This window comes from Desulfosporomusa polytropa, assembly GCF_055380075.1.
On sequence record NZ_AP042400.1, the window covers coordinates 5203486 to 5229561 of the forward strand.

Here is a 26076-nt window from a genome sequence, read left to right on the forward strand (position 1 = left end):
TAATAAGACAAAATTCTTAATAATGATGTCAAAAAATTCAGAAGGTAGAATCATCATTTTTAAGGAATACTATCAATCATAAAACCTCAGTAACCCATTTTATTTGCTGGAGTTGTGTTTGACTTCATTGCAAATGCGAATTAGAAAGAGGAGGCAAAGAGAATCATGAGAAGCCATATAACCACAAAGGGTCTAGAACGGGCAACACATCGCGCGTTATATTATTCGATGGGTTTTTTACCAGAAGATTTGGAAAAACCATTGGTTGCTGTTGTAAATACTCAAAATGAGACCATGCCTGGACACAGGCATTTGGACACCATAGCCAGGGCGGTCAAAGAAGGCATTATTGCTGCAGGCGGCACGCCAATAGAGTTTCCGACAATCGGTCTTTGTGATGGGATTGCGCAAGGCAACTATGGAATGCATTATCCACTGGCAAGCCGGGAATTGATTTGTGACTCGGTAGAATGTATGATCAACGGTCATCAATATGATGCTATGGTACTTATCACTAACTGTGACAAAATAACACCAGGGCTATTGATGGCGGCTGTTCGCCTCAACATTCCGGCCATTATGATTAGTGGTGGACCAATGGCTACTGGTTGTGTTGATGATCAGGAAATTGGCTATACTGACTTGATGGCTGCACAGGGCGATGTCGCTAGAGGCATTATTACCCGTGAGGAATTATCAAGAAGAGAAAGAGATGCGCTGCCTGGTTGTGGCGCCTGTAATTTGCTGGGAACAGCCAATACCATGAACTACCTCACTGAAGCGCTTGGCATGTGTTTGCCTGGTGCAACCTGTCTGGCAGGGACTGGCAGACGGTTAGCGTTAGCCAAACAAACAGGTATGAAGATTATGGAATTGTACAACAAGTCAATTTTACCACGGCAGATTGTGACCAAAGATGCCATTGAAAATACAATTACTGTGGACTTGGCTATTGGGGGCTCAACTAACACACTTTTACATTTAACAGCATTGGCTAAAACTGCAGATATTGATTTTGATATCAACAGCTTTGCTGAACTTGCTCAAAAGGTCCCTCACCTTGTTAAAATCAAACCTGCTAATAATGGCCATTATCCGGCTGATGTTCATAATGCTGGTGGTATAACGGCATTAATGAGCCAATTGAGTAAAGCTGGTTTGTTGCACAACGATGCCCTAACCGTAACTGGTAAAACGGTTGCCGAGAATGTCAGTGATGCTAAGGTAATCAATAGTAATGTCATTAGGCCAATGGATAACCCGTATTCAGCCAAAGGCGGACTGCAATTGCTATATGGCAATCTGGCACCTGAAGGGGCCGTATGCAAAAGTGCGGCAGTTGTACCGGAAATGCACCACCACAAAGGTCCGGCCAGAATTTTCAACCAGGAAGAGCCAGCTGTTGCTGCCATCTACGGGGGACAAATTAAGCCCGGTGATGTGGTTGTAGTAAGGTATGAAGGTCCGAAAGGCGGCCCGGGCATGCGGGAAATGCTCACAGCTACGGCTGCAATTGTTGGTATGGGCTTATCCAAAGAAGTAGCTTTAGTAACTGATGGCCGTTTCTCTGGTGCTACAGCAGGCGCTGCTATTGGACATGTTTCCCCGGAAGCAGCCGTAGGCGGCCCGATTGCCCTGATTGAAGAAGGCGATATGATTGAGATTGATATCACGAACGGCACCGTTCATCTGCATGTTAGTGATGAAGAATTAGCTCGCCGCAAAGCGGCCTGGCAGCCTGCCAAACAAGATCATGTAATTAAAGGCAGTTATCTTGATCGCTATTCTAAGATGGTATCGTCAGCAATGGCGGGTGCCGTATTTAAATAATTTAATTGCAAAAATAATAGGAGGTAATAGAAAGTGGCTAAAACAAAAATTACAATTCCTCAGATTCTTGAGACCAAACAAAATGGTAAAAAATTCAAAATGATTACAGTATATGATTATCCGATGGCTGGTATTGTCGATCGCTCGGCTGCCGAACTTATCTTAGTCGGTGATTCGCTGGGAATGGTTATTCAGGGTAAGGACAGCACTGTGCCAGTAGAATTTGAAGAAGAACTATATCACTTAAAGCTTGTCCGCCGGGGAGCACCTAATACCTTTGTTGTTGGCGATATGCCCTTTTTGTCCTACCAAGTAAATCGCGATGAAGCCATTCGCAATGCAGGCACTCTGCTAAAAGCTGGTGCTGATTGTGTTAAAATGGAAGGCAACATTAAAATTGCCGACACGGTAAAAGCGGTAGTGGATGCTGGTATTCCAGTTATGGGCCACATTGGCTTAACGCCGCAAACAGCCGCAATGATGGGCGGTTTTAAAGTTCAAGGAAAAAGCGCGGAAGCTGCTGAAAAGCTGATGCAAGATGCCATTGCTATTGACAATGCTGGTGTTTTTGCCATGGTGTTAGAATGTATGCCTGCCGGTTTGTGCAAGTTAATCACTGAGCGGGTCAAGTGTGCGACAATCAGTGTTGGCGGCGGTGGGGATTGTAATGGACATAACCTTAACGCCTATGATTTACTCGGCATTTTTGATAAGTTTGTCCCTAAATTTGTTAAACAATATGCGCAAATGGGACAGCAAATGGTTGATGTTTTTGACACTTGGTGCCAAGAAATTGATGATGGCACCTTCCCGGAAGAAAAGCACTGCTTTACTATGAGCGATGACGACTTGAAACGTTTATACTAATTTAATCAGGAGATGTGATATATAATGGCTAAAAAAACAATTAATGATTTTGCTCAAATGGTAGCTAAAGGTGAAAAAATCGTATATCTTACAGCTTATGACTATCTTACTGCTAAAATGGAAGAAAAAGCTGGGGTGGATATGATCCTGGTTGGCGATTCTCTCGGTATGGTAAGCTTAGGCTATGATACTACCTTCCCGGTAACTATGGATGATATGATTCGTCATTGCTCGGCTGTCCGTCGCGGTGCACCTAATACCTTTATTGTTGGCGATATGCCATATATGTCTTACCAGACTTCCAATGAGCAAGCTATTGCTAATGCTGGGCGCTTCATCAAAGAAGCTGGTGCCGATTGTATCAAACTGGAAGGCGGCGGCCCAATGATTGCTGAACGGATTAAATCCATCCAGCAAGCAGGTATTCTGGTTATGGGGCATATTGGTTTGACACCGCAGCTTATGGGGCAAATTGGTGGTTACAAAGCCCAGGGTCGCAGTTCAGCTGCTGCCATGAAAATCGTGAATGAGGCCAAAGCCGTGGAAGAGGCAGGTGCATTCAGCATTCTGGTAGAGGGCATTCCTACTGCTGTCGGTAAAGCCATCACCGAAAGAGCGGGGATTCCTATTCTGGGTATTGGTGCTGGTTCTTATACTCATGGCCAACTACTGATTTATGCTGACATGGTTGGTATGTATGATAACTTTACGCCGAAATTCGTTAAGAAGTATGCTAATGTTGGCGAAGTCCTGACAAATGCATTTAAAGAATATACTGAGGAAGTCAGAAACGGGCAATTCCCGGTTGACAGTGAACATACCTATGGTATGAAACAAGAAGATGTAAAAGAGTTTCTTGCTTTGTTGGATAAATAATCAGCAGACGCTAGAAAGGCTGCGGGGAAATATCCTCCAGCCTTTTTTAGCGATACGAATTATGGCAAAATTCATGAGATTTTGTTAAATGATATCTACTCAAGGAGGAGTCAGTAATGAGCTTTTATTCACAGATGTTACCAAGTTATACTGTAGGTGATGATGCCTATAAAAATATTCCTGCAATATGCCAGCCTTATGGAACAAAAGCAGTTGTTATCGGCGGAAAAAACGCTATGGAAGCAGCTAAGGGTTATTTACTTGATGCCCTAAAGGATTCTAAAATTGAAATAATCGATTTTATTTGGTATGGCGGCGAGGCATCATTTGAAAATGGGGATACTCTTATCGCCAATCCTAAAGTTCAGGAAGCTGACATGGTTTTTGCCGTCGGCGGTGGAAAGGCGATTGACTGCTGTAAATATGCAACCTATGTAGCTAAAAAGCCATTATTCTCTTTCCCAACAATAGCAGGAACATGTGCAGGCGTATCTTCTGTTGCTGTTATATATTATCCAAATGGAGTTATTCGTGATACCTGGCAGCGTGCTGATGGCATGCCACCTATTCACGTTTTCATAAACACAACAGTTATCGCTGAGGCACCAGAGGTTTACTTATGGACAGGTATGGCTGACACAATGGCTAAGCACTTTGAAACTACGCTTGCAAGCCGTGGCAAGGCATTAGCGCATGGAAATGCATTTGGTGTAGCTATGGGCGTTCAGTGCTATAAGCCTCTGGTTCAGTATGGAGCAAAAGCCCTTGAAGATTGCAGAAACAATACTCCTTCCTTCGAGGTTGAACAGATTTGTCTTTGTAATCTTGTCACAACCGGTATCGTATCAAACTTCATTGAGTTTTCAATCAATAGCAGTATCGCTCATTCTCTTTTCTATGGTATGACTGTCCTTCCACAGATTGAAAAGAACCATCTTCATGGCGAAGTTGTTTCCTATGGTGTTCTTGTACTGCTTATGTATGATAATCAGATGGATAAGCTGGAAGAGCTTTACGATTTCTATAAAACAGTTAAGCTGCCAACAAAGCTTGCTGATATAGAGGTTACATACGACGAGCTTGGGCCTGCAATCGAAACAACGCTTACTGTAAGAGATGTTAAGAATGCACCTTATGAAATAACCGCAGAAAAACTTTATAAAGCTATTGCAGACCTGGAAGAGTATAATAAAAAAAGAGGATAAGTGTCTTTTAGAAAGAGGTGTTGGACGATGAAAAAGTTTACGTTAAAGTATGGCAAGGAAGAAATGAGTTTTTCTGTTCCGGCAGAACAGCTCCTGCACGAAGTTGTTGGTAAAGAGTATCCGCCTATCGCCGATATCCCTCAGGCTGTGCGTGAGGCACTGGCTAAACCGATTGACGCCCCGCCACTGGGCGAGCTGGTAAGAGCTGGTGAGACAGTCGCGATTGCCGTTAGTGATATTACCCGTGCCTGGCAGAAAATGCCGGTAGTATTACCTGAGATTATTGCTACCCTTAACAAAGCTGGCATACCGGACAGTAATATTACTATTATTATCGCGGTAGGCGGCCACCGTCAAAATACCGAGCAAGAGTTTGTTCAGCTATGCGGCAAGGAAATCTACGATCGAATTAAAATAGTAAATCATGATGCCTTTGATTCGGACAACATGGTGTACTTTGGTAAGACCAGTACCGGAACTGAGGTTTCTATTAACAAAATAGCAGCTGAAGCCGACAGGTTAATCCTAACAGGCGGCATTGTCTATCATTATATGGCTGGCTTCGGCGGCGGGCGTAAAAGTATTGTTCCAGGCATTAGTTCCATTAAAACCATTCGCCAGAATCACTTATGGGGACTTGGGCGTGCTGTAGGTGCCGGCTCTAACCCTAATTCTGCGTCCAGAAAAACACAAGGCAACGAGCTGCATGAAGATATGATGGAAGTTGGCGGCTTTATTAAGCCTGACTTTATCGTTAATACGGTGCCTACTCCTGACGGTCAATTTGGTGGCGTTTTCGCCGGAAACTGGGTTTCGGCCTGGAAGGAAGGCTGTAAACTGGTAGATCAACTTTATGGTGTACCAATCGATAACTTAGCAGATATTGTAGTTACCACAGCCGGTGGCTTTCCTAAAGATATTAATCTTTACCAAACCGGTAAGACCATGGATAACGCCTATTATGCTGTAAAAAAAGGCGGTGCGGTAGTACTCTTAAGTGAGTGTGCAGACATTTACGAACCAGAGGAATTTTCCCGCTGGTTTCAATATGATGACAAGCTATCCATGGAAAAAGCGTTGCGCGCAGATTTTGGAATACCGGGCTGGGTAGCGCTAAAAGAAGTAGAATGCAGCAGCCATGCCACATATGTCATGGTTACGCGTGCTGAAAATGCCGAGTTTGTTCGCAAGACTGGTATGATTCCCACAACCACGATTGAGGAGGCGCTCCGAATTGCCAGGGAAAGATGTGGCGTCGATAACCCCACCTATACTGTAATGCCGCAGGGTGCCAATACGCTGCCGATTTTGCGGTAATCTGATCTAAGATTCTTAAGGGTTAGTTAAGAGTCGTCAAGTTCCTGTTAGACTTAATTTTATAAATTGTATTGAATTCCGCTAAAGATGTACAAGCCTGTTGTTGATATAAATGTGTATTAACAACAGGTTTGTAGGTAAATCTTTAGTGGTTTTATTTTTCCTGTGGTACGATGTGTGCAATATATTCATGATGGGCATCAATAAAGTCCGGAGGTAATTGAGCGATAATTGGCAAATATATAAACATAGAAAATTTTTAAAAAGGAAAGCTTGTTATGTTATAGAGTAAATGCAGGCTTCCCTTCCCTGGCCAGGGGCATACCCAAAAGAGTCTTAATAATCTAATTAATGCGGAAAAGGGGGATATTATGGTAAGTGCAGTTGAAGAAAAAACAATAAGCAAGTTACGTTGGAAGTTACTTCCCTATCTGATGTTACTGTACATCATGGCTATGGTTGATAGGGTAAACGTTGGTTTTGCCGCATTGCAAATGAATGCGGACTTGGGTATAAGCCCTAGTATGTTCGGATTTATCGCTGGTATCTTTTTTATCGCATACTTCTTCTTTGAAGTACCTAGTAATGTTATTATGCACAGAGTTGGGGCCCGTATCTGGATTACCCGGATTCTTATTAGCTGGGGTTTGGTAACCGTATTTACAGGCTTTGTTCAAAGCTCGACTCAATTTGGTATTTTACGTGTTCTACTTGGTGTTGCTGAAGCTGGTTTCTATCCCTGTATTATCCTGTATTTGACCTTCTGGTTTCCGGGCAAGTACTTTGCTAGTGCTGTTTCCATCTTTATGTGCGGCATGGCATTAGCAAACATTATAACAGGGCCGATTTCCACTTGGATTATGGAAAATGTTGCGTGGATGGGCATAACAGGCTGGCGCTGGTTATTCGTTTTAGAAGGAGCACCTGCAGTTCTGCTTGGTTTTGTAACCTATTTCACGATGATTGACCGTCCTGAACAAGCAAAATTCCTGGAAAAAGATGAGAAAGAATGGCTTCTTGCCGAACTGAAAAAAGAACATGACGCAAAAGCTGCTTTTGTACCTGCTAACAAATGGGATGTATTCAAAATGGGGAAAGTTTGGCATTTATCTTTCTGCTATCTGTGCTATGTTATTGCCTTATACGGTTTGGGATTATGGATGCCCCAGATTATTAAGGGCTTATCAAAAGCATTGAGTCTTACCAATATAGGATTGATATCTAGCATTCCTTACTTCTTTGCAGTAGTCGCGATGGTGCTTGTTGCCCGTCACTCAGACAAGACCGGGGAGCGTAAGTACCATGGCTCGCTGCCAATTAGTGTGGCTTTCTTTAGCCTGATTGGTTTAACAATGACAAATGATTTATGGATTTCTATGGGGCTTATTTGCATAAGCCAGATGGCTATTTACTGCTTTGTCGGTACATTCTGGTGTTTCCCTAATATGTACCTGACCGAAGCAACGGCTGCAGTCGGTATAGCCATCATTAATTCGACAGCTAACCTTGGCGGTTTCATTGGACCCTATGTTGTAGGCTTCCTTAAGGAACTAAGCGGTGGATCGACCACCTTGAGCATGTACTTCCTGGCATCCTTTGCCATTATGGGTACAATATCGGTATTAGCTCTTGGCAAGCCGCCAGCCGAGAAACAAGCTGAGAGTCAATTGAATTAACGGTAAAATAGTCTTGGAATAGACGTGAACAAAAAGGGTTGAGAGGAGAAGTCCTCACAGCCCTTTTGTTACGACATATTCTGCATTAATATATCAAAATAATGCAGGATTTTTATTAGCGAATGGATAATAGTTAGCGGTAATAACCTTATGTGGAAAGTACGAGGTAATTATAAATGACCAGTGATATTGCTAACAAAATAAAAGAAACTTTTCAAGTAAATATTGTTAGTGATCAGCAGTTTGGCTGGGGAGAACAACATTGGTTGCAATTAGAACCGGATAAGTCGAAAACTCAGCCAACTGTATCTGTATCAACGGTATACCCTGGCGGTTCACAGTCACCACATGTGCATTCCGGTTATATCGAGATTATCATTGGCCTTGATGGTATGACTACTCATTGGTGCGACGACCGGGAAATAAAACTGGAAGAAGGCAAAATCAGCTATATCAGTGAGGGCAGTAAGCATCGTATTGTCAATAATTCATCAAAGCCGATTTCTTTTCTTAGCATTGTCTACTCAACGATGCCCAAGCCATTAGAAGAGGGAATTATTGGTAAGGATATTGAGCTTAGTGAAGTGGCCAAGCTGATTAACCTTGATGCTATTGTTGAAAAGTTTGCGCAATCAGTCCAAATGACGGTTACACTGATTGATGTAGCTGGTAATTTTCTGACAGATAAGAACAATTTGCCTGAGATCTGTCAACGATGTATCAATGAACAGTGCGGAAACTGTATTTTGAACACAACAGCCTTAACGCCGCCTTATTTGGAACAGAAGATTTTCCATTGTAAATTTGGTGTTTCGGCAATTCAAAGCCCCTTTATAATTAATAATAGGGTATTAGGCTATCTTGGCTGTGGTTATGGGAGAATGTCAACAAACATAACTCAGGTTGAGCCAGTTTCAAACGAATTTGCTGCCGACAGTGCTCAGGAAGTCTATTTCAAACTAAATTTTATCCACCGCAATCATCTTAATTCTGTTGCTGAGACTTTGTCATTAGTGAGTGCTTCGCTTGTACAACTAATGGTTAACTCCATGAAAGAAAAAGAACTGAGCGACTACCGGATTAATTTATCCCAAGAACGGGAAAAACAAGCATTGCTGCATCATTCCCTGAGCCAGGCGCGACTTAAATTTTTGGAATCACAAGTCAACCCGCATTTTCTTTTTAATACGCTAAATACCATTGCTCAACAGGCTGAAATGGATGGTGCCAGCACTTTGGCGTCGCTAACCTACTCGCTCTCGAATCTGCTCAGATTGAGTCTGGGCAAAGTAGATTCGTTAGTTACGATCGAAGAAGAATTAAGCTATATTAAAGACTACTTGTTTATTCAACAGACGCGGTTTCCAGATAAATTTACTGTTGCTATTGATATAGATCCCGCGATCTTAGGAATAAAAATTCCTTTTATGACGATAATGGTGCTAATAGAGAATTCTATATTGCACGGATTTAAAAATGTTCGTCAAGAAGGACAACTTTGGGTGCATGGGTACATGCAAGGAAACTGTGGGGTTATTGAGGTTTGCGACAATGGTTGTGGAATACCTGACGCCATTGTTGAGGCAGTTCGGGAACTGGCTAATGCTGATTATGATCCGCCAAGTCTGAAAGGGATTGGGCTCAAAAACATTTTCTTGCGGTTAAAGCATTATTATGAAGAAAAATTTGAACTTACGATCAATCGGTCATCAGCAGGAGGAACGTTAGCTCGGATTGTCTTGCCATTATAGGTTGACTTCAACGCGAGACGAGTGGGGGGAAGCAAATGTACAAAATGATTATTGCCGATGACGAGCCTGCGGTGCGCCAATACCTGCGGTATATTGTTAAACAGTACAATTTGCCTTTCCAAATCTGCGGTGAGGCAGAGGATGGAGAACAAGCTGTGCAGTTGGCAGACTTGTATCAGCCGGAGTTTATCATACTCGATATTAATATGCCGCTGATGAATGGTCTTGAGGCAGCAAAGGTTATTAGGGAAAGGCACAAAGAGGCAATTATTTATATACTAACTGCCTATAGTCAATTTGAATATGCTCATCAGGCTGTGCAAACTCATGTTGCCGACTATCTGCTAAAGCCTATTAAACCAGCTCAATTGGCAGATGCACTTCGCAAAGGTATTGCCAGCGCGTTAAGTCAACGAATATCGAAACAACGGCTTGAGCGGTTGGAGCAACAAATTGCCAAAGACAGACCTGTTGTGACACAACAGCGGTTGTTTGAATTATTAAAATCGGACAGTGATAATCCTGGTGCTTTGAAATTACTGCAGTGTATCTCTAAAATGGAAGATTTCAGTCCGGCTGCCGTCCTTTCTGTTTCGTATTGGCATGATTCGGAGAGGTCCCAGAGTGTTGGGATGGAAGAACGACTTCTGCAGGAAAGTACGACTCTTTTTGGGGAAAATGTCATTGTAACCTCATTTAGTGATGAATTAGTGATGATTTTTGATCATTGGGATTATGATGAACGCTGTGTATTGCAGACTCAATTGGAAGAGTGGGAACGAAAATATGCGATTACGATTTGTGCCGGTCTCAGCTTGGTGGATAGACCGTCGCAAATTGGTGGGGACTATAAGAATGCCAAGAAGAAACGGGAAGCCGGTTTATTCTGGCAACAACAGGGGCTTCTAGTAATTGACAGTGCTGTGGATGGACCTAAAGAAATAGAATGTGAGGTCATTCAAAAACAACTACGGGAATATCTGCTGGAACGTAAACCGGAGCAAGCCAAAGCAGTTCTTCGCCAGTTTTTGAGTGACGCCAAGCAGTCTGTTTGTCAGCCTGAATATGTGCATGCCGCAATTATAAAAATCGCCAATAATCTGGTTGGAAAATATGCGGAATATATCATTTCCGATACGGATGCAAATTTGATTCGTAAGAATTTCATCACGCAAGTGAATCAGACAACTTCGGTATGCGATTTAGAACAATGTTTGTGTAATTTAATTGATACTTTGGAGAGTAATGTTGGCTCTTTAGAGCAAAATCAAGCCGAGCAAGCCGTGAAATGGGCGGTTGAGTATATCAATACGAATTACCATAAAGACCTTACACTGGAACAATTGGCCGAAAAATTATTTATGAGTACAGGCTATTTTTGCCGTATTTTTAAGAAACATGCCGGCGAAGGTTACGCGACTTATTTGACGAATATTCGTTTAAAAAAAGCGAAAGAAATATTGTTGACAGGTAAATATACTGTTAATGAAGTTGCTCGCATGGTGGGATTTCGTGATGCTAGTTATTTTAGCAGTGTCTTTAAAAAACACTACCAACAATCACCTAGCAATCTTACTGCGTCTGTACGGGCGCAAGTGTTTGAAATAGGTAGGGTTTGAATTTTATATAAAACGGGGGTATAAATATGTTTAAAGGGGTATTGTCACCGATTATTACTGTTCTTGATGAACAAGGAAGAATTGATTTTAAAGGGAATGAGGCCCACATCAACCGGCTAATTGGCAATGGAATTAACGGAATTCTGTTCTTAGGCAGTATTGGTGAATTTTTTACGCTTTCTATGGAAGAGAAAAAAGAGTTTATCAAATTTGCCATAAAAACAGTAAACAAACGGGTACCTGTACTTATCGGCACAGGCGGTACGGTGCAAGCAGAGGTTATTGAACTTACTCGTTTTGCAGAACAAGCTGGCGCTGATGCGGCAGTAATTATATCGCCGTATTACTTCAAGTTGAATACCGAAACAATCTATCATTATTATGCCAGTATTGCCAGAAGTACCTCGCTGCCGATTGTACTATACAATTTTCCTGACAGGACGTCTTACGACCTTACACCAGAACTTGTGCTTCGTTTGGTCAAAGAGTTTGACAATATTGTGGGAATCAAGGATACGGTAGATAACATCAGCCATACGCGGAAAATGATCCGCATTGTCAAGGCTGAACGTCCAGATTTTAGTGTTCTTTCCGGTTTTGATGAATATCTGATACCTAACCTAATGGCAGGCGGCGATGGTGTTTTGAGTGGTTTAACCAATATCATTCCTCAGGTTTTTGCTGGTCTTATGAACGCCTATGCTGCAAAAGATTTGGACAGGGTTGCGGTAGCGCAAGCCAAGATTTCCCTGCTGATGAGTTTGTATGATGTGTCTGAGCCCTTTATTGCCGGCATTAAAGGCGCTGCTGCTGCGACCGGACAGCCATTTGTTCCGGCGGTAAAAGAACCAGCTGCCGGATTGACAACTGCGCAATTACAGACAATCCAGGAGTTGCTGAAAAAAGCAGAGGCTATCCAGGGTTAATCTAAAATATTTTTTTGGAAGGTACTCTGGTGAGCAGGAATAGTGCTGGTGATTATCGAAGTGTGCAAGACAATGCCAAACTGCGGTTGATAATGTCGAACAAAGGGGGCGAAAATAGTGGCTGGCAAACAAGAGGGTGAAAGAACGATTCAATCAGTGGTACGCGCGCTTAAGATCGTAGAGTATGTAGCAGAACATGGTAACATTGCCGGTCTAACAGAAATAAGCAAAGGTATTGACATAAACAAGAGTACTGCCCATGGTCTTATTGCTACCTTGGAGAGATGTGGCTATATGCGTCAGGACACCAAGACAGGGAAATATTCTCTTGGTGTAAAGGTATTTGAATTAGGCCAGGCTTATATCACTAATCTAGATTTGCGAGATATTGCGTTGCCATACCTGAAGGAGCTATCGCTTACTTATCAGGAAACAACGCATCTTGCGATACTTTCCGGTGAAGATGTTGTTTATATCGATAAAGTGGATGGTTTGCGATCAGTTGGCATACGGTCACAAGTCGGTGGTCGCAACCCAGCTTACTGTACAGGTGTTGGTAAGGTGTTGCTCTCAGGGCTGGATAAGCAGCAAATTTTGGATTTGTATTGTGGCAGTGTATTACAAAAATACACAAATAATACCGTGAAAGACTTGCCGGAACTACTTAATCAGATACAGCAGGTACGCGAAAGGGGATATGCTTTCGACAGTCAGGAGTTTGAGCAGGACTTACAATGTATTGCTGCACCGGTAAAAGATAGTTCCGGCTCAATTATTGCCGCGATTAGCCTTTCGGGACCGGCTAGCAGGCTGTTGGTGCCCCAACTTGATGAAATTGCCATCAGAGTGGTAAGGACTGCCAAGGATATTTCACATCAATTGGGGTTTAAAGATTAATATCAAGTTTTTTAGTTGGTATTAATTTTTTTAGGTGAAAGTACGAACTAGGTTTGACAATGTCAAACTAACATAGTAAGAGGATTAGAGAGGATGGGTAATTTGGAGCAAAAGAAATTACGGGCAGCTATTATTGGCCCAGGTAACATTGGAATTGACTTAATGATGAAGATTCGCCGCAGTGAAAATTTGGAAATGGTGATGATGGCAGGTATTATTGCCGAATCGGAAGGTCTGCGAATGGCGAAAGAATTCGGTATTGCCACAACTGCCGAAGGAATTGACGGTCTATTGGCATATCATACTAATAACAAGATTGATTTTGTCTTTGATGCTACTGGTGCCAGACCGCATGCCAAACATGCGCCGCTGTTAAAAGAAGCAGGAATTTTCGCGATTGATCTGACTCCGGCCGCAGTTGGCCCCTACATGGTCCCGGCAGTCAATATGGAACAACATATCAATGAATGCAATGTTAACATGGTCACCTGCGGTGGACAGGCAACTGTACCGATTGTCTATGCTGTCAATCGGGTCGCGTCGGTAGAGTATGCGGAAATTGTTTCTACACTTAGCAGCCTGAGTGCTGGTCCGGGAACTAGGCAGAATATTGACGAATTTACACAGACTACCCGTGATGCATTGTTAAAGGTTGGTGGCGCAAAAAAAGCCAAGGCCATTATCATTCTTAATCCGGCCGAACCACCGATCATGATGCGCAATACGATCTATACCAAGTGCGATACCGGCAAGATCAAGGAAATCATCGACTCTGTGAATGCCATGGTAGCGGATTTGAGACAATATGTACCAGGCTATCGTTTGAAGGTGGAACCATATGCTGATGGCGATCGTGTGGTTACTATGGTGGAAGTCGAAGGTAGGGGAGATTATTTGCCTAAATACTCCGGCAATCTCGATATTATTACATCCGCTTCGGTAGCTGTTGCAGAACATTATGCACAACTGAAGTCCGGGGAGGTAACGAAATGAAATCAATACGAATTTTTGACACAACACTGCGTGACGGAATGCATGCCGTCAGCCACCAAATGACACCTAAACAAATGGCGACTATTGCTGCCCGACTGGATGCAGCCGGTGTAGATACCATAGAGGTTGGCCATGGCGACGGCATCGGTGGATCATCCATGCAATACGGTTTTGCTAGAGCGACAGACGAAGAGTATTTCAAAGCAGTTTCCAAAGTTTTAAAGAAAACGAAGTTTGCCGTTTTATTGATTCCAGGAATCGGCACAGTAGAAGATCTGCAGGTGGCTATGGAGTACGGTCTGAATACTGTTCGGGTGGCTACCCATGTTACGGAAGCCGATACAGGCGAGCAGCATATTAAATTTGCCAAACAAAATGGACTGGAGACTGTCGGCTTTTTGATGATGTCTCATATGGCGTCACCGGAAAAAGTGGTGGAACAAGCTAAAAAATTTGAAAGCTACGGTGCAGATCGAATCAATATAACCGATTCGGCCGGAGCGATGATGCCAGCCGAAATTAAAATCAGGATTGAGAGCGTACTGGATGCGGTATCGGTTCCTGTAGGTTTTCATGCCCATAACAATTTGGGCTTAGCAATTGGCAATACATTAGCTGCAATTGAGGCTGGTGCATCGTCGGTGGACGGTACTGTGCGTGGCTTGGGTGCCGGGGCTGGTAATGCCCAACTTGAGGTGTTGATTGCTGCGCTGAGTAAGGCTGGTTATGAAACCGGGGTTGATTTTTATAAACTTATGGATCTAGGCAAAGATGTTATTGACGATATGATGGACCGTCCTCAGATCATCAGCAATGAGGCATTGGCAATCGGTTATGCTGGCGCTTACGGCAGCTTTATGCTTCATAGCCGTCGGGCGGCTGAGAAATTTGGGGTAGATGCGCGTGATATCTTGTTGGAACTAGGACGGCGCAAAACGGTAGGCGGACAAGAAGACTTGATTATTGACGTAGCCATTGAACTGGCTAAACAAAAAGCCGCTTTATAGTGAATCAAAAACAATAGAGGGAGGAACAAAGGTTATGGGAAATAGAAGCAATGATATTTTAAACAAACCCGATTGGTGTTTCAACCGCAGTGTATTTAAGTCAGTGGGGTATTCTGATGATGATTTGAACCGACCTGTTATTGGTATCGCTAACTCCTGGAATGAACTAGTACCTGGTCATGCCAACCTGCGCCAGGTTGCTGAACATGTGCGCAAGGGTATTTACCGGGCTGGTGGAACTGTTGCTGAATTCGGCGTTATTGGTGCTTGTGACGGTACGGCTCAGGGACATGCAGGTATGCACTATATTTTACCGTCGCGGGACCTAATTGCCAACGATATTGAGGTAATGGTTGAAGCTCATCGGTTAGATGGTATTGTTATGTTAGGCTCCTGTGACAAGATTGTCCCCGGAATGTTAATGGCAGCGGCCAGACTTAAAATCCCGGCTATTTTTCTAAATGGTGGGCCGATGCTTGGCGGCGTAACATTTGATAATCGCAAATCTGATTTAACAACAATGTCAGAAGCCTTGGGTATGTTAAAAAGTGATAAAATTGACGAACAAAGCTATGAACAGTTAGAGGAACTATGCGGACCGACCTGCGGCTCTTGTGCTTTTTATGGGACGGCGAATACCATGTGCTGTCTGGCCGAAGCGCTGGGAATGTCCTTGCCGGGAGCGGCACTTGTGCCTGCCGTTTATGCAGATAGGCTGAGGCTGGCAGAAAATACGGGTAAGGCCATAGTTTCGTTAGTAACTAGTCAAATAACGGCTGACAAAGTCATTACCTATCAGTCACTGGAGAACGCCATCCGGGTATTGATGGCTACCGGCGGCTCGACAAATGCCGTGTTGCACCTGTCGGCTGTTGCGGCAGAACTGGGCATTGAGGCTGAGACCATGATGGAAGCCTATGACAGGCTCAGTCAGTCCACGCCGCAGATTGCCAAAGTAAATCCGGCCTCGCAGTATGATATGGAAGATTTTCATCAGGCGGGAGGAATTCCGAAGGTGATGCAAGAAATTAAACACCTGCTTAATAAAGACAGCATTACCGTAAGTGGCAAAACGGTAGAACAAAACTTGGCAGACTACAAATTTAAATACCCCTTTAATTACAACGTGATTAGCACGCTGGACAAACCTTTTGGAACACAGAAAGGGCTAGCAATTTTAAGGGGAAATCTTGCGCCAGAGACAGCGGTAACCAAACCGGCGGCAATTGACCCGGCTATGCATGTATTCACAGGCAGCGCCAAGGTGTTTGATTCTGAAGAAGCTGCAGAAGCGGCCATATTGAATGGTGGTATTACTGCAGGTGATGTTGTAGTTATCCGCTACGAAGGGCCGAAAGGCGGGCCTGGTATGAGGGAAATGTATAAAGCGATGAAGTATCTATATGGTATGGGCTTGGCCAAGAAAACAGCGCTGATTACTGACGGACGTTTTTCGGGCACCAATAATGGCTGCTTTGTTGGACACATCTCGCCGGAAGCAGCGGAAGGCGGGCCGTTAGCTGCCGTAGAAAACGGGGATAAGATTACTATAGATGTTACTAAGGGACTGCTGCAGCTGCATCTTTCTGATGAGGAAATTAGTGCAAGGCTGAAAAAATGGCAAAGGCCGGAACCTAAATTTACCCGCGGTTATTTAGGTATCTATTCTAAATTGGCAAGCTCGGCTGCTAAGGGTGCTGTGATCAAGCTTTAAGCAAGAAGCCGCGTGCTGACAGGCGATTCTTCAAGCGACATGGTATTGGGGAGGATTACACTTGCAGACAAATAAAATTGCACTTATTGCTCCTAATAAAGATTTCACTTTGCGTGCTTTGGATTTATTCAGTGAATGGGGAGAAAAGATCCATGTGGCTGTGGCCTCAGGGGAAGATAGTATTGCCATTGCGCAGCAGCTCAGCGAAAGAGGAGCAGATGCACTTATTTGTTATGCGACCTTTAGTGAGACTATAAAGACAACGGTTACTATTCCTACTGTTGCTCTCCGACCAAGTATGCTGGATATTTTGCAGAGTTTGCAGGGGGTTAAGGAATGGCTGGAAAAAGCCGGGAATTTGACCCCCGCTCGGCAGACTGTGGGGCTGCTTGGCGATGCTATAATTGCTGACGCCACAGTTGTTGCTGACATCTTGGGAATTAAGACTAAGATTTTGGCGGGTATTCCAGGAGAAGATGTATCAGAGATTGTAGCGATTGTTAAAGAAATTGCGGATATTGCGGACAGTCGGGGGAGCGAACCATCAGTTGATATGGATACCATTCCCTGTTTTCCAATAACAGTAGGGCGTGAAACTGTGTTTAAGTCGGTATACCGAGCGCGCGAGTTGGTTTTGGCTGGACGCGTGGACAAGGTAAAACTGGAGCAGTTCAAAGCCATTATGGAGTTTATCGGAGAAGGCATAGTTGTTATTGACAGTCAGCGGCGGATTGCGTATGTTAACCATACGGCAGAAAAATTGCTGAACAAGAATAAAGCGCAGATTGTGGGCTATCTTGCCGCCACTGTTTTTCCGGACATAAATCTGGATGATACGTTACGGTATGGACAGACAAGAATGGCAGCACTGACTGATGGTGGCGGCGATCAAGACTTTACTTGCCGAATTGTACCTATGCTTGTCAGCGGACAAACAGTGGGTGCAATAGTAACAATTACCGAAGCGCCATTTTCTGTTAAGGACAAAGATAAGACAAGCAAGGCTCTAACTGAAAGTGGCTACAAGGCTACCTATAATTTTGATGATTTTATCACAGTCAATACATTTATGCAGGAAACTTTGGAGGCTGCTAAGAGTTATGCTTGCGTGGATTCGACAATTCTAATTAATGGGGATACAGGTACTGGCAAAGAAATTATTGCGCAAAGTATTCATAACTATAGTAAGCGCTGCAGGGGTCCGTTTGTTGCTGTTAATTGTGCAGCTTTGCCAGAAAGCTTGTTGGAAAGTGAGCTTTTTGGCTATGAGTTTGGGGCGTTCACCGGCGCTCGCAAAAACGGCAAAAAAGGCTTGTTTGAGCAAGCTGACAAAGGGACGATTTTTCTTGACGAAATAGGTGAAGTCTCGTTGGGTATGCAGGCCAGATTGCTGCGGGTGCTGCAACAGCGTGAGATTATGCGGGTTGGCGGGGATAAGGTCATCCCGGTGGATGTAGGTATAATAGCAGCAACTCATAGAAATTTGCCAGAATTAATAGAAAAAGGATTGTTTCGCCGGGATCTTTATCATCGATTAAGTATTCTGCAGCTAAGGCTATTGCCGCTTGCTGCCAGACCGGAAGATATACCCTTGTTAGTTGAAGCTATTGGTGAAAAACTCTCAACCAAGCTATGTAAACAATCGTTGCACTTTAGTGCCGGGGCCGCGAGTGTTCTGGCACGTTATCAGTGGCCGGGAAATGTTAGGGAGTTAGAGGGTGTCATCGAGCGGTTAATGATTCTTAAAAAAGATACCATTGTAAGTAGCGATGATGTAAGAAAAGTTTTAGATGCAAGCGATGATTGTCAGGGTGATGAAGTTAGAACGGTGCCCAAAGGAACTATGGAAGAAATAGAGTATGCCATAATAATGCAGGTTCTGAAGGAAACAGGCAGTCACGAGAAAACGGCAAAAATTTTAGGAATTAGTACAACAACAATTTGGCGAAAAATAAAATCATTTCAAAGTGAAAGAAATGATTTCAATTTGCAATAAATGCGACAAAGTCAATTATAATATAGCTACTATGCCAGGTATATAGCGTAAACTATATACCTGGCTTTCATTTTGTAATATCAATATGGCTGTGCGGATTTTCAAATAGTAATGTTATTGCGACAATAGTCTTGAATTTACTGCGTTTTTTATAGAAAATGAGATTGTAATGAAAATTGGCATGGAAAATGCATATACTATTACGTAAATGAGGATGGAGATATATGATGGAACGGCTAGCGATTATTGCAGATAACTTAACTGGAGCAAATGATGCGGGAGTACAATTTCGGAAATTTGGTTTTAGTACGCAAGTTGTACTTAACCACACAGAACTAATAAAGCACTGTACGGGAATTGACGTGATTTCGATTAACACTAACTCACGTAAGGTCTCGGCAGATGCTGCCTATGATCGTGTCTACCAAGTCGGGTCTGAGCTCATTAAACTTGGTTTTCACCGCTTTTACAAAAAAATTGACTCTACTCTGCGGGGAAATATTGCTGAAGAAGTAAAAGCAATGATGGAATCGCTAGCACTTAGTCTCGCGATTATTGTTCCGTCCTATCCTGCCCATGGCAGAATTGTAGAAAATGGTTATTTGCAGATTGTACAAGCTTGGGGCGATAATAGCAGTCCGCTTCCTATATGCTATGTTCCTTCCATAATTAAGTCTTCTCCTGAGATTCCTGTAGCTGTTTTAACATTGACTGACGTACGGCAGGGAGAAAAAAAACTCACACAAAAGTTTACCGAGCTCTACCTGGCAGGAATTAACTTAATTGCTGTTGACGCAGTGACAGATGAAGATTTACGTAATATTGCCATTGCCATCAGCAAACTTGATATTCCTTGTCTCCCTGTCGGCTCTGCCGGTTTAGCAAGTAAGTTACCTATCGCCTGGAAGGTCGTTGCGCAAGAACATTTGCGTTTGCGACAAGGAACTATGCTTGTTGCAGGGACACTGAATCATGTTACAGCCGAGCAAATAATCAGTGTCTTAGATTATCCCAACACCGAATTGATTGCTATTCAAACAGATGTAATTTATGGCGGCAGCGCAGCCGAAGAATTGCAGCGGGTGATAACCAGCGTTGAGACAGTGCTGGCTGACGGAAGGATTCCGGTAGTTGTGACTGATACATTGCTCAAAAACCGCAATGACGCAGGTGCGTTAAGTTTATCGGTACAAGTGCAAAAGCATGGTCAGGTCATAACCAACTTGTTGGGCCAGCTTACCAAAGAAATTGTTGAGAAACACGGTCTGCGGAATCTTGTTATCTCTGGTGATGGCACAACAACAAGTATTTGTAATACCTTAGGGATTGGATTAATTGATCTTGAACGGGAAATACTTCCTGGTATACCGGTTTGCAAAGCTGTTGGCAGTAACTGTGACGGTGTACATTTGGTTACTAAGGCTGGTGGTTTTGGCAAGCAAAATTCACTCCGCAAAGTACTGGAATTGCTATAAGAACATTGTCAATATGTGTTAGTGGAAAATTTAATGATAAACAACGACCTTGCAATATCTTGGTAAAGAAGCAAAGGTCATAAATTTTAGGGGGTTGGATTATATGAGTTGTGGTTGCAGTCGTAGTCAAAACTTACGAAAAGTCAATTACCAGGGAGACGGTCTGAGAGCCGGGATGCAGTGGGAAGATGCGGATCTGGGAAAACTTCAGATTCTAATAGATACTGTGCATGGCGACAGCCATCCTGGCAGCAGCCATTTAGGTGGACTGGCTGACGAAGCAAAAATTGGAGTTTATGAATCGCAAGGTAAACCAGCCGTGTATGCGGTTACTGATATCTGTGATGGTATTGCCATGGCGCATGATGGAATGAATTATTCCCTGGCTAGCCGGGAAATCATGTCATTTATGTTTGAAATACATGCTTTGGCGTCACCCTTTGACGGCAGTATTTTTATGGCCTCTTGTGACAAATCCGTACCGGCGCAATTGATGACCATGATGCGCCTGGATATGGCTACTATCCATGTTACTGGTGGCTCCATGCTTAGCGGCCCTAATTATATGTCTTCCGAGATTCTCTATGGAGCTGGCGATAAGTATGCCAAGGGCGAGATGACAGAGCAAGAATTGATGTATTATTCCCGTAACTGCTGCCCCAGCGCCGGTGCTTGCCAATTTATTGGTACGGCAAGTACTATGCAATGTATGTCAGAGGCGCTCGGCTTGGCCTTACCAGGCAATGCTCTGGTTCCAGCGTACACAACCCATTTGACTCGTTATGCCCGGAGAGCTGGTCGGCAAATTATTCAAAATGTAAAAGATTCATTGATTCCCCGTAAGTTTATCACCAAAAAGAACTTCCTGAACGCAATGATGGTTCACGTGGCCTTAGGCGGTTCAACCAACGCGATGCTGCATTTGCCGGCCATTGCCCGTGAAGTGGGAATTGCTATTGATCAGCAGGAATTTGATGCCATTAACCGTGAGGTTCCGGTGCTTGTCAGCCTGAAAACCGGCGGACAATGGCCGACAGACCTGTTCTGGTATGCAGGCGGGGTACCGGCGCTGATGCGTGAACTGAAAGATATTCTGTATCTTGATGCCATGACTGTTACCGGTAAAACTGTCGGTCAAAACTTGGACGACCTGGAAGCAGTCGGTTGGTTTGCCGAAGTAAACAGCTATTTAGCCAACTATAAGGTACAGGCCAGTGATATTGTGAAAACTCGCAAAAACCCTGTGAAGCCGCAAGGCAATATCAAAGTCCTCAAAGGTAATCTTGCACCAGAAGGGGCTGTCATTAAATTATCTGGTGTGGATGAGGCAATTCACAACTTTACAGGTACAGCGCGGGTGTTTGACTCTGAGGAAGAGGCTGTTGCTGAACTGCTAAGTGGGAAAATTGGTCCGAAAACAGCTATGTTCATTCGATTTGAGGGTCCGAAAGGCTCGGGCATGCCGGAAATGCTGCGGACAACAGAAGCATTATGGAATATGCCTGAACTGTCAAATAGTGTGGCTCTGTTTACTGACGGACGTTTTTCCGGTGCTACCAGAGGACCGGCAGTAGGACACATTGCTCCTGAAGCTGTGGAAGGCGGCCCGATTGCTTATCTGGAAGATGGTGACATGATCAAGATGGATGTCGCTGCTCGTAAACTGGACATTGTTGGTATTAAGGGTAACCCTGCTACCCCAGAAGAGGTGGCGGCAGTATTGGCAGAACGCAAAAAAACTAAAGTATTCCCGGTAAAAGAGACAACACCATTACTGAGAATGTACAAAAAACTCGCGCGTACCTGTACTGAGGGCGCAGGATTAGATATTTAAGACGGTTTTTTTCCATGAACTAAGTCCGACTAAGCTTCAGATGGAGTTAAAGCTCCATCTGAAGCTAAGTCTCACTTTATAGAAAAAATGAAAAGAGGCGGTATTTATGGCAAAGAAGACAATTAATGATTTTGCTCAAATGGTGGAAAAGGGTGAAAAAATCGTATATCTTACGGCTTACGACTATCTCACTGCTAAAATGGAAGAAAAAGCTGGCGTGGATATGATCCTGGTTGGCGATTCTCTTGGTATGGTAAGCTTAGGCTATGATACTACCTTCCCGGTAACTATGGATGATATGATTCGTCATTGCTCGGCTGTCCGTCGCGGCGCACCTAATACCTTTATTGTTGGCGATATGCCATATATGTCTTACCAGACTTCCAATGAGCAAGCTATTGCTAATGCCGGACGTTTCATAAAAGAAGCCGGTGCCGATTGTATCAAATTGGAAGGCGGCGGCCCAATGATCGCTGAACGGATTAAATCCATCCAGCAAGCAGGTATCCTAGTTATGGGTCACATCGGCTTGACACCGCAGCTTATGGGTCAAATCGGTGGTTACAGAGCGCAGGGGCGCAGCTCAGCTGCTGCCATGAAGATAGTGAACGAGGCCAAAGCGGTTGAAGCAGCCGGTGCTTTCAGCATTCTGGTAGAGGGCATTCCTACTGCTGTAGGCAAAGCTATTACTGAAAGAGCCGGTATTCCTATCCTGGGTATTGGCGCTGGTTCGTATACTCATGGTCAATTGCTCATTTATGCAGACATGGTTGGAATGTATGATAACTTCACACCGAAATTTGTTAAAAAATATGCCAATGTCGGTGAAGTTTTGACAAATGCATTTAAAGAATATACGGAAGAAGTTAGACAAGGTCAATTCCCTAGTGATGAGGAACATACCTATAAAATGAGTGATGCTGAAGTCCAAGAATTTTTAGCAGCATTAAATAAATAATATTTATCAAAAAAATAATAGAAAAGAGGGGAATATTATGGTAAGTGCAGTTGAACAAAGAACAATAACTAAGTTGCGCTGGAAATTGTTGCCCTATCTGATGTTACTTTATATCATGGCGATGATTGATCGGGTAAACGTTGGTTTTGCCGCATTGCAAATGAATGCAGATTTGGGTATATCAGCAAGTATGTTTGGATTCATTGCCGGTATCTTCTTTATCGCCTACTTTTTCTTTGAAGTACCAAGCAATGTTATTATGCACAGAGTCGGAGCCCGTGTCTGGATTACCCGGATTCTTATCAGCTGGGGCTTGGTAACCGTATTTACCGGCTTTGTTCAAACTTCAACCCAGTTTGGTATTCTGCGCGTTTTGCTCGGCGCTGCTGAAGCTGGCTTCTATCCTTGTATCATCTTATATATGACCTTCTGGTTTCCTGGCAAGTACTTTGCGGGTGCTGTTTCCATCTTTATGTGTGGCATGGCATTGGCAAACATTATAACAGGGCCGATTTCCAGTTGGATTATGCAAAATGTTCAATGGATGGATTTGGCTGGCTGGCGCTGGTTGTTCGTGCTAGAAGGACTACCTGCTGTACTGCTCGGATTTTATAACTACTTTGTAATGATTGACCGTCCTGAACAAGCCAAATTCCTGGATAAAGAGGAGAAAGAATGGCTGCTTGGCAGACTGAAAGAAGAACATGAAGCAAAAGCTGCTTTTGTACCTGCCAATAAATGGGATGTATTCAAAATGGGCAAAGTTTGGCATCTGTCCTTCTGTTATCTGTGCTATGTTATTGCTCTATACGGTTTGGGATTGTGGATGCCACAGATTATTAAGGGCTTATCCAAAGAACTGAGTCTCATCAACATCGGGTGGATATCTACCATTCCGTACTTTTTCGCCGTAGTCGCGATGGTGCTTGTTGCTCGCCACTCGGACAAGACCGGGGAACGTAAGTACCATGGCTCGCTGCCGATTAGTGTAGCTTTCTTTAGCCTGATTGGTTTAACAATGACAAATGATTTATGGGTTTCTATGGCGCTTATTTGCGTAAGCCAGATGGCTATTTACTGCTTTGTCGGTACATTCTGGTGTTTCCCTAATATGTACCTGACAGAAGCAACTGCGGCAGTCGGGATAGCCATCATTAATTCGACAGCTAACCTTGGCGGTTTCATTGGACCCTATGTCGTAGGCTTCCTTAAGGAACTAAGCGGCGGATCTACCACCTTGAGCATGTACTTTCTGGCATCTTTCGCCATTATGGGTACCATATCGGTATTAGCTCTTGGCAAGTCACCCGCAGCAGACAAAATAGGAACAAGATAGTCTTGAAATAACAAGAAACTGAACAAAAGGGTTGCGAGGAAATATCCTCACAACCCTTTTGTATAATTTGGAGGGGTAAAAGATGGATTTACAACTGACAGGGAAAGTAGTAGTCATTACTGGGGGCGCAGCAGGGATTGGCGCGGCCTGCGCAGCAGCCTTTCTCCAGGAAGGCTGCCAGGTGGCGATATGTGGCCGCAGTCAGGAAAAGCTTGATGCTTTCAAGGCTAGCATGGTGCAAGCGGGATATGAACTTTTTGGCTGTGTAGCTGATGTTGCTAATCAGCAGGCACTTGAAGAATTTGCCCAGCAAGTGTATGCTAAATATGGAAGAATTGATATTTGGGTGAACAATGCTGGTATTTCTCATAAAACGAAACTTCTTGAAATGGCAGCAACTGACTGGGACAAGATCATGGACATCAATCTTAAGTCGGTATTTTTGGGAGCGCAAGTTGCGGCCCGGTATATGCGCAAAGGTGAGGGCGGTGTTATCCTAAATGCTTCGTCCTATGCCGCAGTTATTCCGTCAGCAGGCGGCGGGGCTTATGCTGCTTCCAAGGCGGCCGTTTCTAGCTTGACGAGGACGCTAGCTGCCGAATTGGCACCTTATAACATTCGCGTGAATGGATATATCCCTGGTGTTATTGCTACCCAGATGAATAGCAAGCGCCTTGCTGAACAACCTGGTGCTACCTTAGGGCAAATTGCGCTAAACCGGGCTGGTGATGCCAAGGAAGTGGCAGCAGGACTCGTCTTTCTCGCGTCTGGAGCTGCTAGTTATATAACTGGAACTGATTTAGAAATAAGTGGCGGGAAATTCGCTGTTCAGATTCCGGGTGAACCCTGGGAGTGGTAGTATATAGCAAAAAAATTAAGGTAAAAATCAAAAAATTCTGAAGGGCTATCTGAGTTTTATGTATAATTAGTATATATAACCAATTTAGGATACCTTGAATCAGTTTTTCTCAGACAGGTATAGATTTTGCGAGGTGACTATTATGAATATTATTGTTTGTATTAAGCAGGTTCCAGGAACGTCAGAAGTGGAAGTAGATCAAGAGACAGGGGTGCTAAAAAGAGAAGGCATTGATTCGAAAATGAACCCCTATGACTTGTTTGCTATTGAGACCGCAATAAAGATCAAGGAAGAAAATAGCGCTAAAGTCAGTGTTATTAGCATGGGACCACCTCAGGCCGCCGAGATTATCCGGGAAGCCTATATGATGGGTGTAGACGAAGGCGCACTGATTTCTGACAGGGTGTTTGGTGGAGCGGATGTACTGGCGACTTCCTACACTATTTCCCAGGGAGTACAAAAATTTGGCCAGTATGACCTCATTATTTGCGGCAAACAAACAACAGACGGTGATACGGCTCAGGTAGGTCCTGAGTTGGCAGAATTTCTCAAGATACCTCATATTGCCAATGTAAAGAAGATCGTAGAAGTGAAAGAACGCTCAATTATCGTAGACATGGATATGCCGCATGCTGTGCAAACGGTAGAAGTTAACTATCCTTGTCTCATTACTGTGGAAAAAGATATAAACCAGCCTCGCCTGCCTTCCTTTAAACGGAAAATGGCGACAAAGAACCAAGCGATACCTATTTATAGTTTTAATGATTTTATTGATCAGAATGAAAATAATTATGGGATCAATGGTTCGCCGACCCGGGTTATAAGAATATTTTCCCCGGAAGCCAACAATGATCGCGAAATGTGGAAAGATACTCCAGGCGTATTAGTTAATCGCTTGGTCAATAAGTTAAAAGAGTTAAAGTACGTGTAAAGGAGGAAG

At 43.6% G+C, this 26076-nt stretch carries 20 protein-coding genes; all 20 read left to right on the plus strand.

Going from position 1 to position 26076, the window contains the following annotated elements; all coding sequences use genetic code 11:
• Positions 1–165 precede the first annotated feature (165 nt).
• The 20 genes from ilvD (ACZ449_RS26215) to ACZ449_RS26310 all read left to right on the plus strand — a co-directional run bounded on the left by ilvD (ACZ449_RS26215) (position 166) and on the right by ACZ449_RS26310 (position 26067).
• Positions 166–1830, plus strand: a complete 1665-nt coding sequence (gene ilvD, locus ACZ449_RS26215; protein WP_464258949.1) for a dihydroxy-acid dehydratase — start codon at positions 166–168, stop codon at positions 1828–1830.
• 33 nt (positions 1831–1863) lie between these two features.
• Positions 1864–2697: a 3-methyl-2-oxobutanoate hydroxymethyltransferase gene (gene panB, locus ACZ449_RS26220; RefSeq protein ID WP_464258950.1), complete on the plus strand. Its 834-nt coding sequence runs from the start codon at positions 1864–1866 to the stop codon at positions 2695–2697.
• A 24-nt stretch (positions 2698–2721) separates the two neighbouring features.
• Complete coding sequence (gene panB, locus ACZ449_RS26225; protein ID WP_464258951.1) at positions 2722–3573, plus strand: 3-methyl-2-oxobutanoate hydroxymethyltransferase; 852 nt, start codon at positions 2722–2724, stop codon at positions 3571–3573.
• Between the two features lie 116 nt (positions 3574–3689).
• Positions 3690–4778 (plus strand): iron-containing alcohol dehydrogenase family protein, encoded by a 1089-nt coding sequence (locus ACZ449_RS26230; protein ID WP_464258952.1) that lies wholly within the window; start codon positions 3690–3692, stop codon positions 4776–4778.
• A gap of 27 nt (positions 4779–4805) precedes the next feature.
• The gene (gene larAH10, locus ACZ449_RS26235) at positions 4806–6095 is read left to right on the plus strand and encodes an NPN-dependent 2-hydroxyacid racemase, LarAH10 family (RefSeq protein ID WP_464258953.1); all 1290 of its coding nucleotides are present in this window, start codon (positions 4806–4808) and stop codon (positions 6093–6095) included.
• A 371-nt stretch (positions 6096–6466) separates the two neighbouring features.
• On the plus strand, positions 6467–7771 hold the full coding sequence (locus ACZ449_RS26240) for an MFS transporter (RefSeq protein WP_464258954.1): 1305 nt from the start codon (positions 6467–6469) through the stop codon (positions 7769–7771).
• A gap of 176 nt (positions 7772–7947) precedes the next feature.
• Positions 7948–9522 (plus strand): histidine kinase, encoded by a 1575-nt coding sequence (locus tag ACZ449_RS26245; protein ID WP_464258955.1) that lies wholly within the window; start codon positions 7948–7950, stop codon positions 9520–9522.
• A 35-nt stretch (positions 9523–9557) separates the two neighbouring features.
• Positions 9558–11141 (plus strand): response regulator transcription factor, encoded by a 1584-nt coding sequence (locus ACZ449_RS26250; protein ID WP_464258956.1) that lies wholly within the window; start codon positions 9558–9560, stop codon positions 11139–11141.
• A gap of 26 nt (positions 11142–11167) precedes the next feature.
• Positions 11168–12067: a 4-hydroxy-tetrahydrodipicolinate synthase gene (dapA, locus tag ACZ449_RS26255; protein ID WP_464258957.1), complete on the plus strand. Its 900-nt coding sequence runs from the start codon at positions 11168–11170 to the stop codon at positions 12065–12067.
• Between the two features lie 117 nt (positions 12068–12184).
• Entirely contained in the window at positions 12185–12964 is a 780-nt protein-coding gene (locus ACZ449_RS26260) for an IclR family transcriptional regulator (protein WP_464258958.1), read from the plus strand.
• A gap of 93 nt (positions 12965–13057) precedes the next feature.
• Positions 13058–13957: an acetaldehyde dehydrogenase (acetylating) gene (locus ACZ449_RS26265; protein WP_464258959.1), complete on the plus strand. Its 900-nt coding sequence runs from the start codon at positions 13058–13060 to the stop codon at positions 13955–13957.
• Positions 13954–14964, plus strand: a complete 1011-nt coding sequence (gene dmpG, locus ACZ449_RS26270; protein ID WP_464258960.1) for a 4-hydroxy-2-oxovalerate aldolase — start codon at positions 13954–13956, stop codon at positions 14962–14964. The genes ACZ449_RS26265 and dmpG overlap by 4 nt, the downstream gene beginning before the upstream one ends.
• A 34-nt stretch (positions 14965–14998) precedes the next feature.
• Complete coding sequence (ilvD, locus tag ACZ449_RS26275) at positions 14999–16678, plus strand: dihydroxy-acid dehydratase (protein WP_464258961.1); 1680 nt, start codon at positions 14999–15001, stop codon at positions 16676–16678.
• A 61-nt stretch (positions 16679–16739) separates the two neighbouring features.
• Positions 16740–18674 carry a sigma 54-interacting transcriptional regulator gene (locus ACZ449_RS26280; protein ID WP_464258962.1) on the plus strand — a complete coding sequence of 645 codons (1935 nt, stop codon included), beginning with the start codon at positions 16740–16742 and terminating at the stop codon, positions 18672–18674.
• A 224-nt stretch (positions 18675–18898) separates the two neighbouring features.
• On the plus strand, positions 18899–20149 hold the full coding sequence (locus tag ACZ449_RS26285) for a four-carbon acid sugar kinase family protein (protein WP_464258963.1): 1251 nt from the start codon (positions 18899–18901) through the stop codon (positions 20147–20149).
• Positions 20150–20252: 103 nt separating this feature from the next.
• A complete protein-coding gene (ilvD, locus tag ACZ449_RS26290) occupies positions 20253–21983 on the plus strand; it encodes a dihydroxy-acid dehydratase (protein WP_464258964.1) in 1731 nt (576 codons plus the stop codon).
• 106 nt (positions 21984–22089) lie between these two features.
• The gene (gene panB / locus ACZ449_RS26295) at positions 22090–22941 is read left to right on the plus strand and encodes a 3-methyl-2-oxobutanoate hydroxymethyltransferase (protein WP_464258965.1); all 852 of its coding nucleotides are present in this window, start codon (positions 22090–22092) and stop codon (positions 22939–22941) included.
• A 37-nt stretch (positions 22942–22978) separates the two neighbouring features.
• Positions 22979–24277 (plus strand): MFS transporter, encoded by a 1299-nt coding sequence (locus tag ACZ449_RS26300; protein ID WP_464258966.1) that lies wholly within the window; start codon positions 22979–22981, stop codon positions 24275–24277.
• Positions 24278–24359: 82 nt separating this feature from the next.
• The gene (locus tag ACZ449_RS26305) at positions 24360–25136 is read left to right on the plus strand and encodes an SDR family NAD(P)-dependent oxidoreductase (protein ID WP_464258967.1); all 777 of its coding nucleotides are present in this window, start codon (positions 24360–24362) and stop codon (positions 25134–25136) included.
• A gap of 142 nt (positions 25137–25278) precedes the next feature.
• Positions 25279–26067, plus strand: coding sequence for an electron transfer flavoprotein subunit beta/FixA family protein (locus ACZ449_RS26310; RefSeq protein ID WP_464258968.1), 789 nt, complete (start codon positions 25279–25281; stop codon positions 26065–26067).
• The last annotated feature ends 9 nt before the right edge of the window (positions 26068–26076 follow it).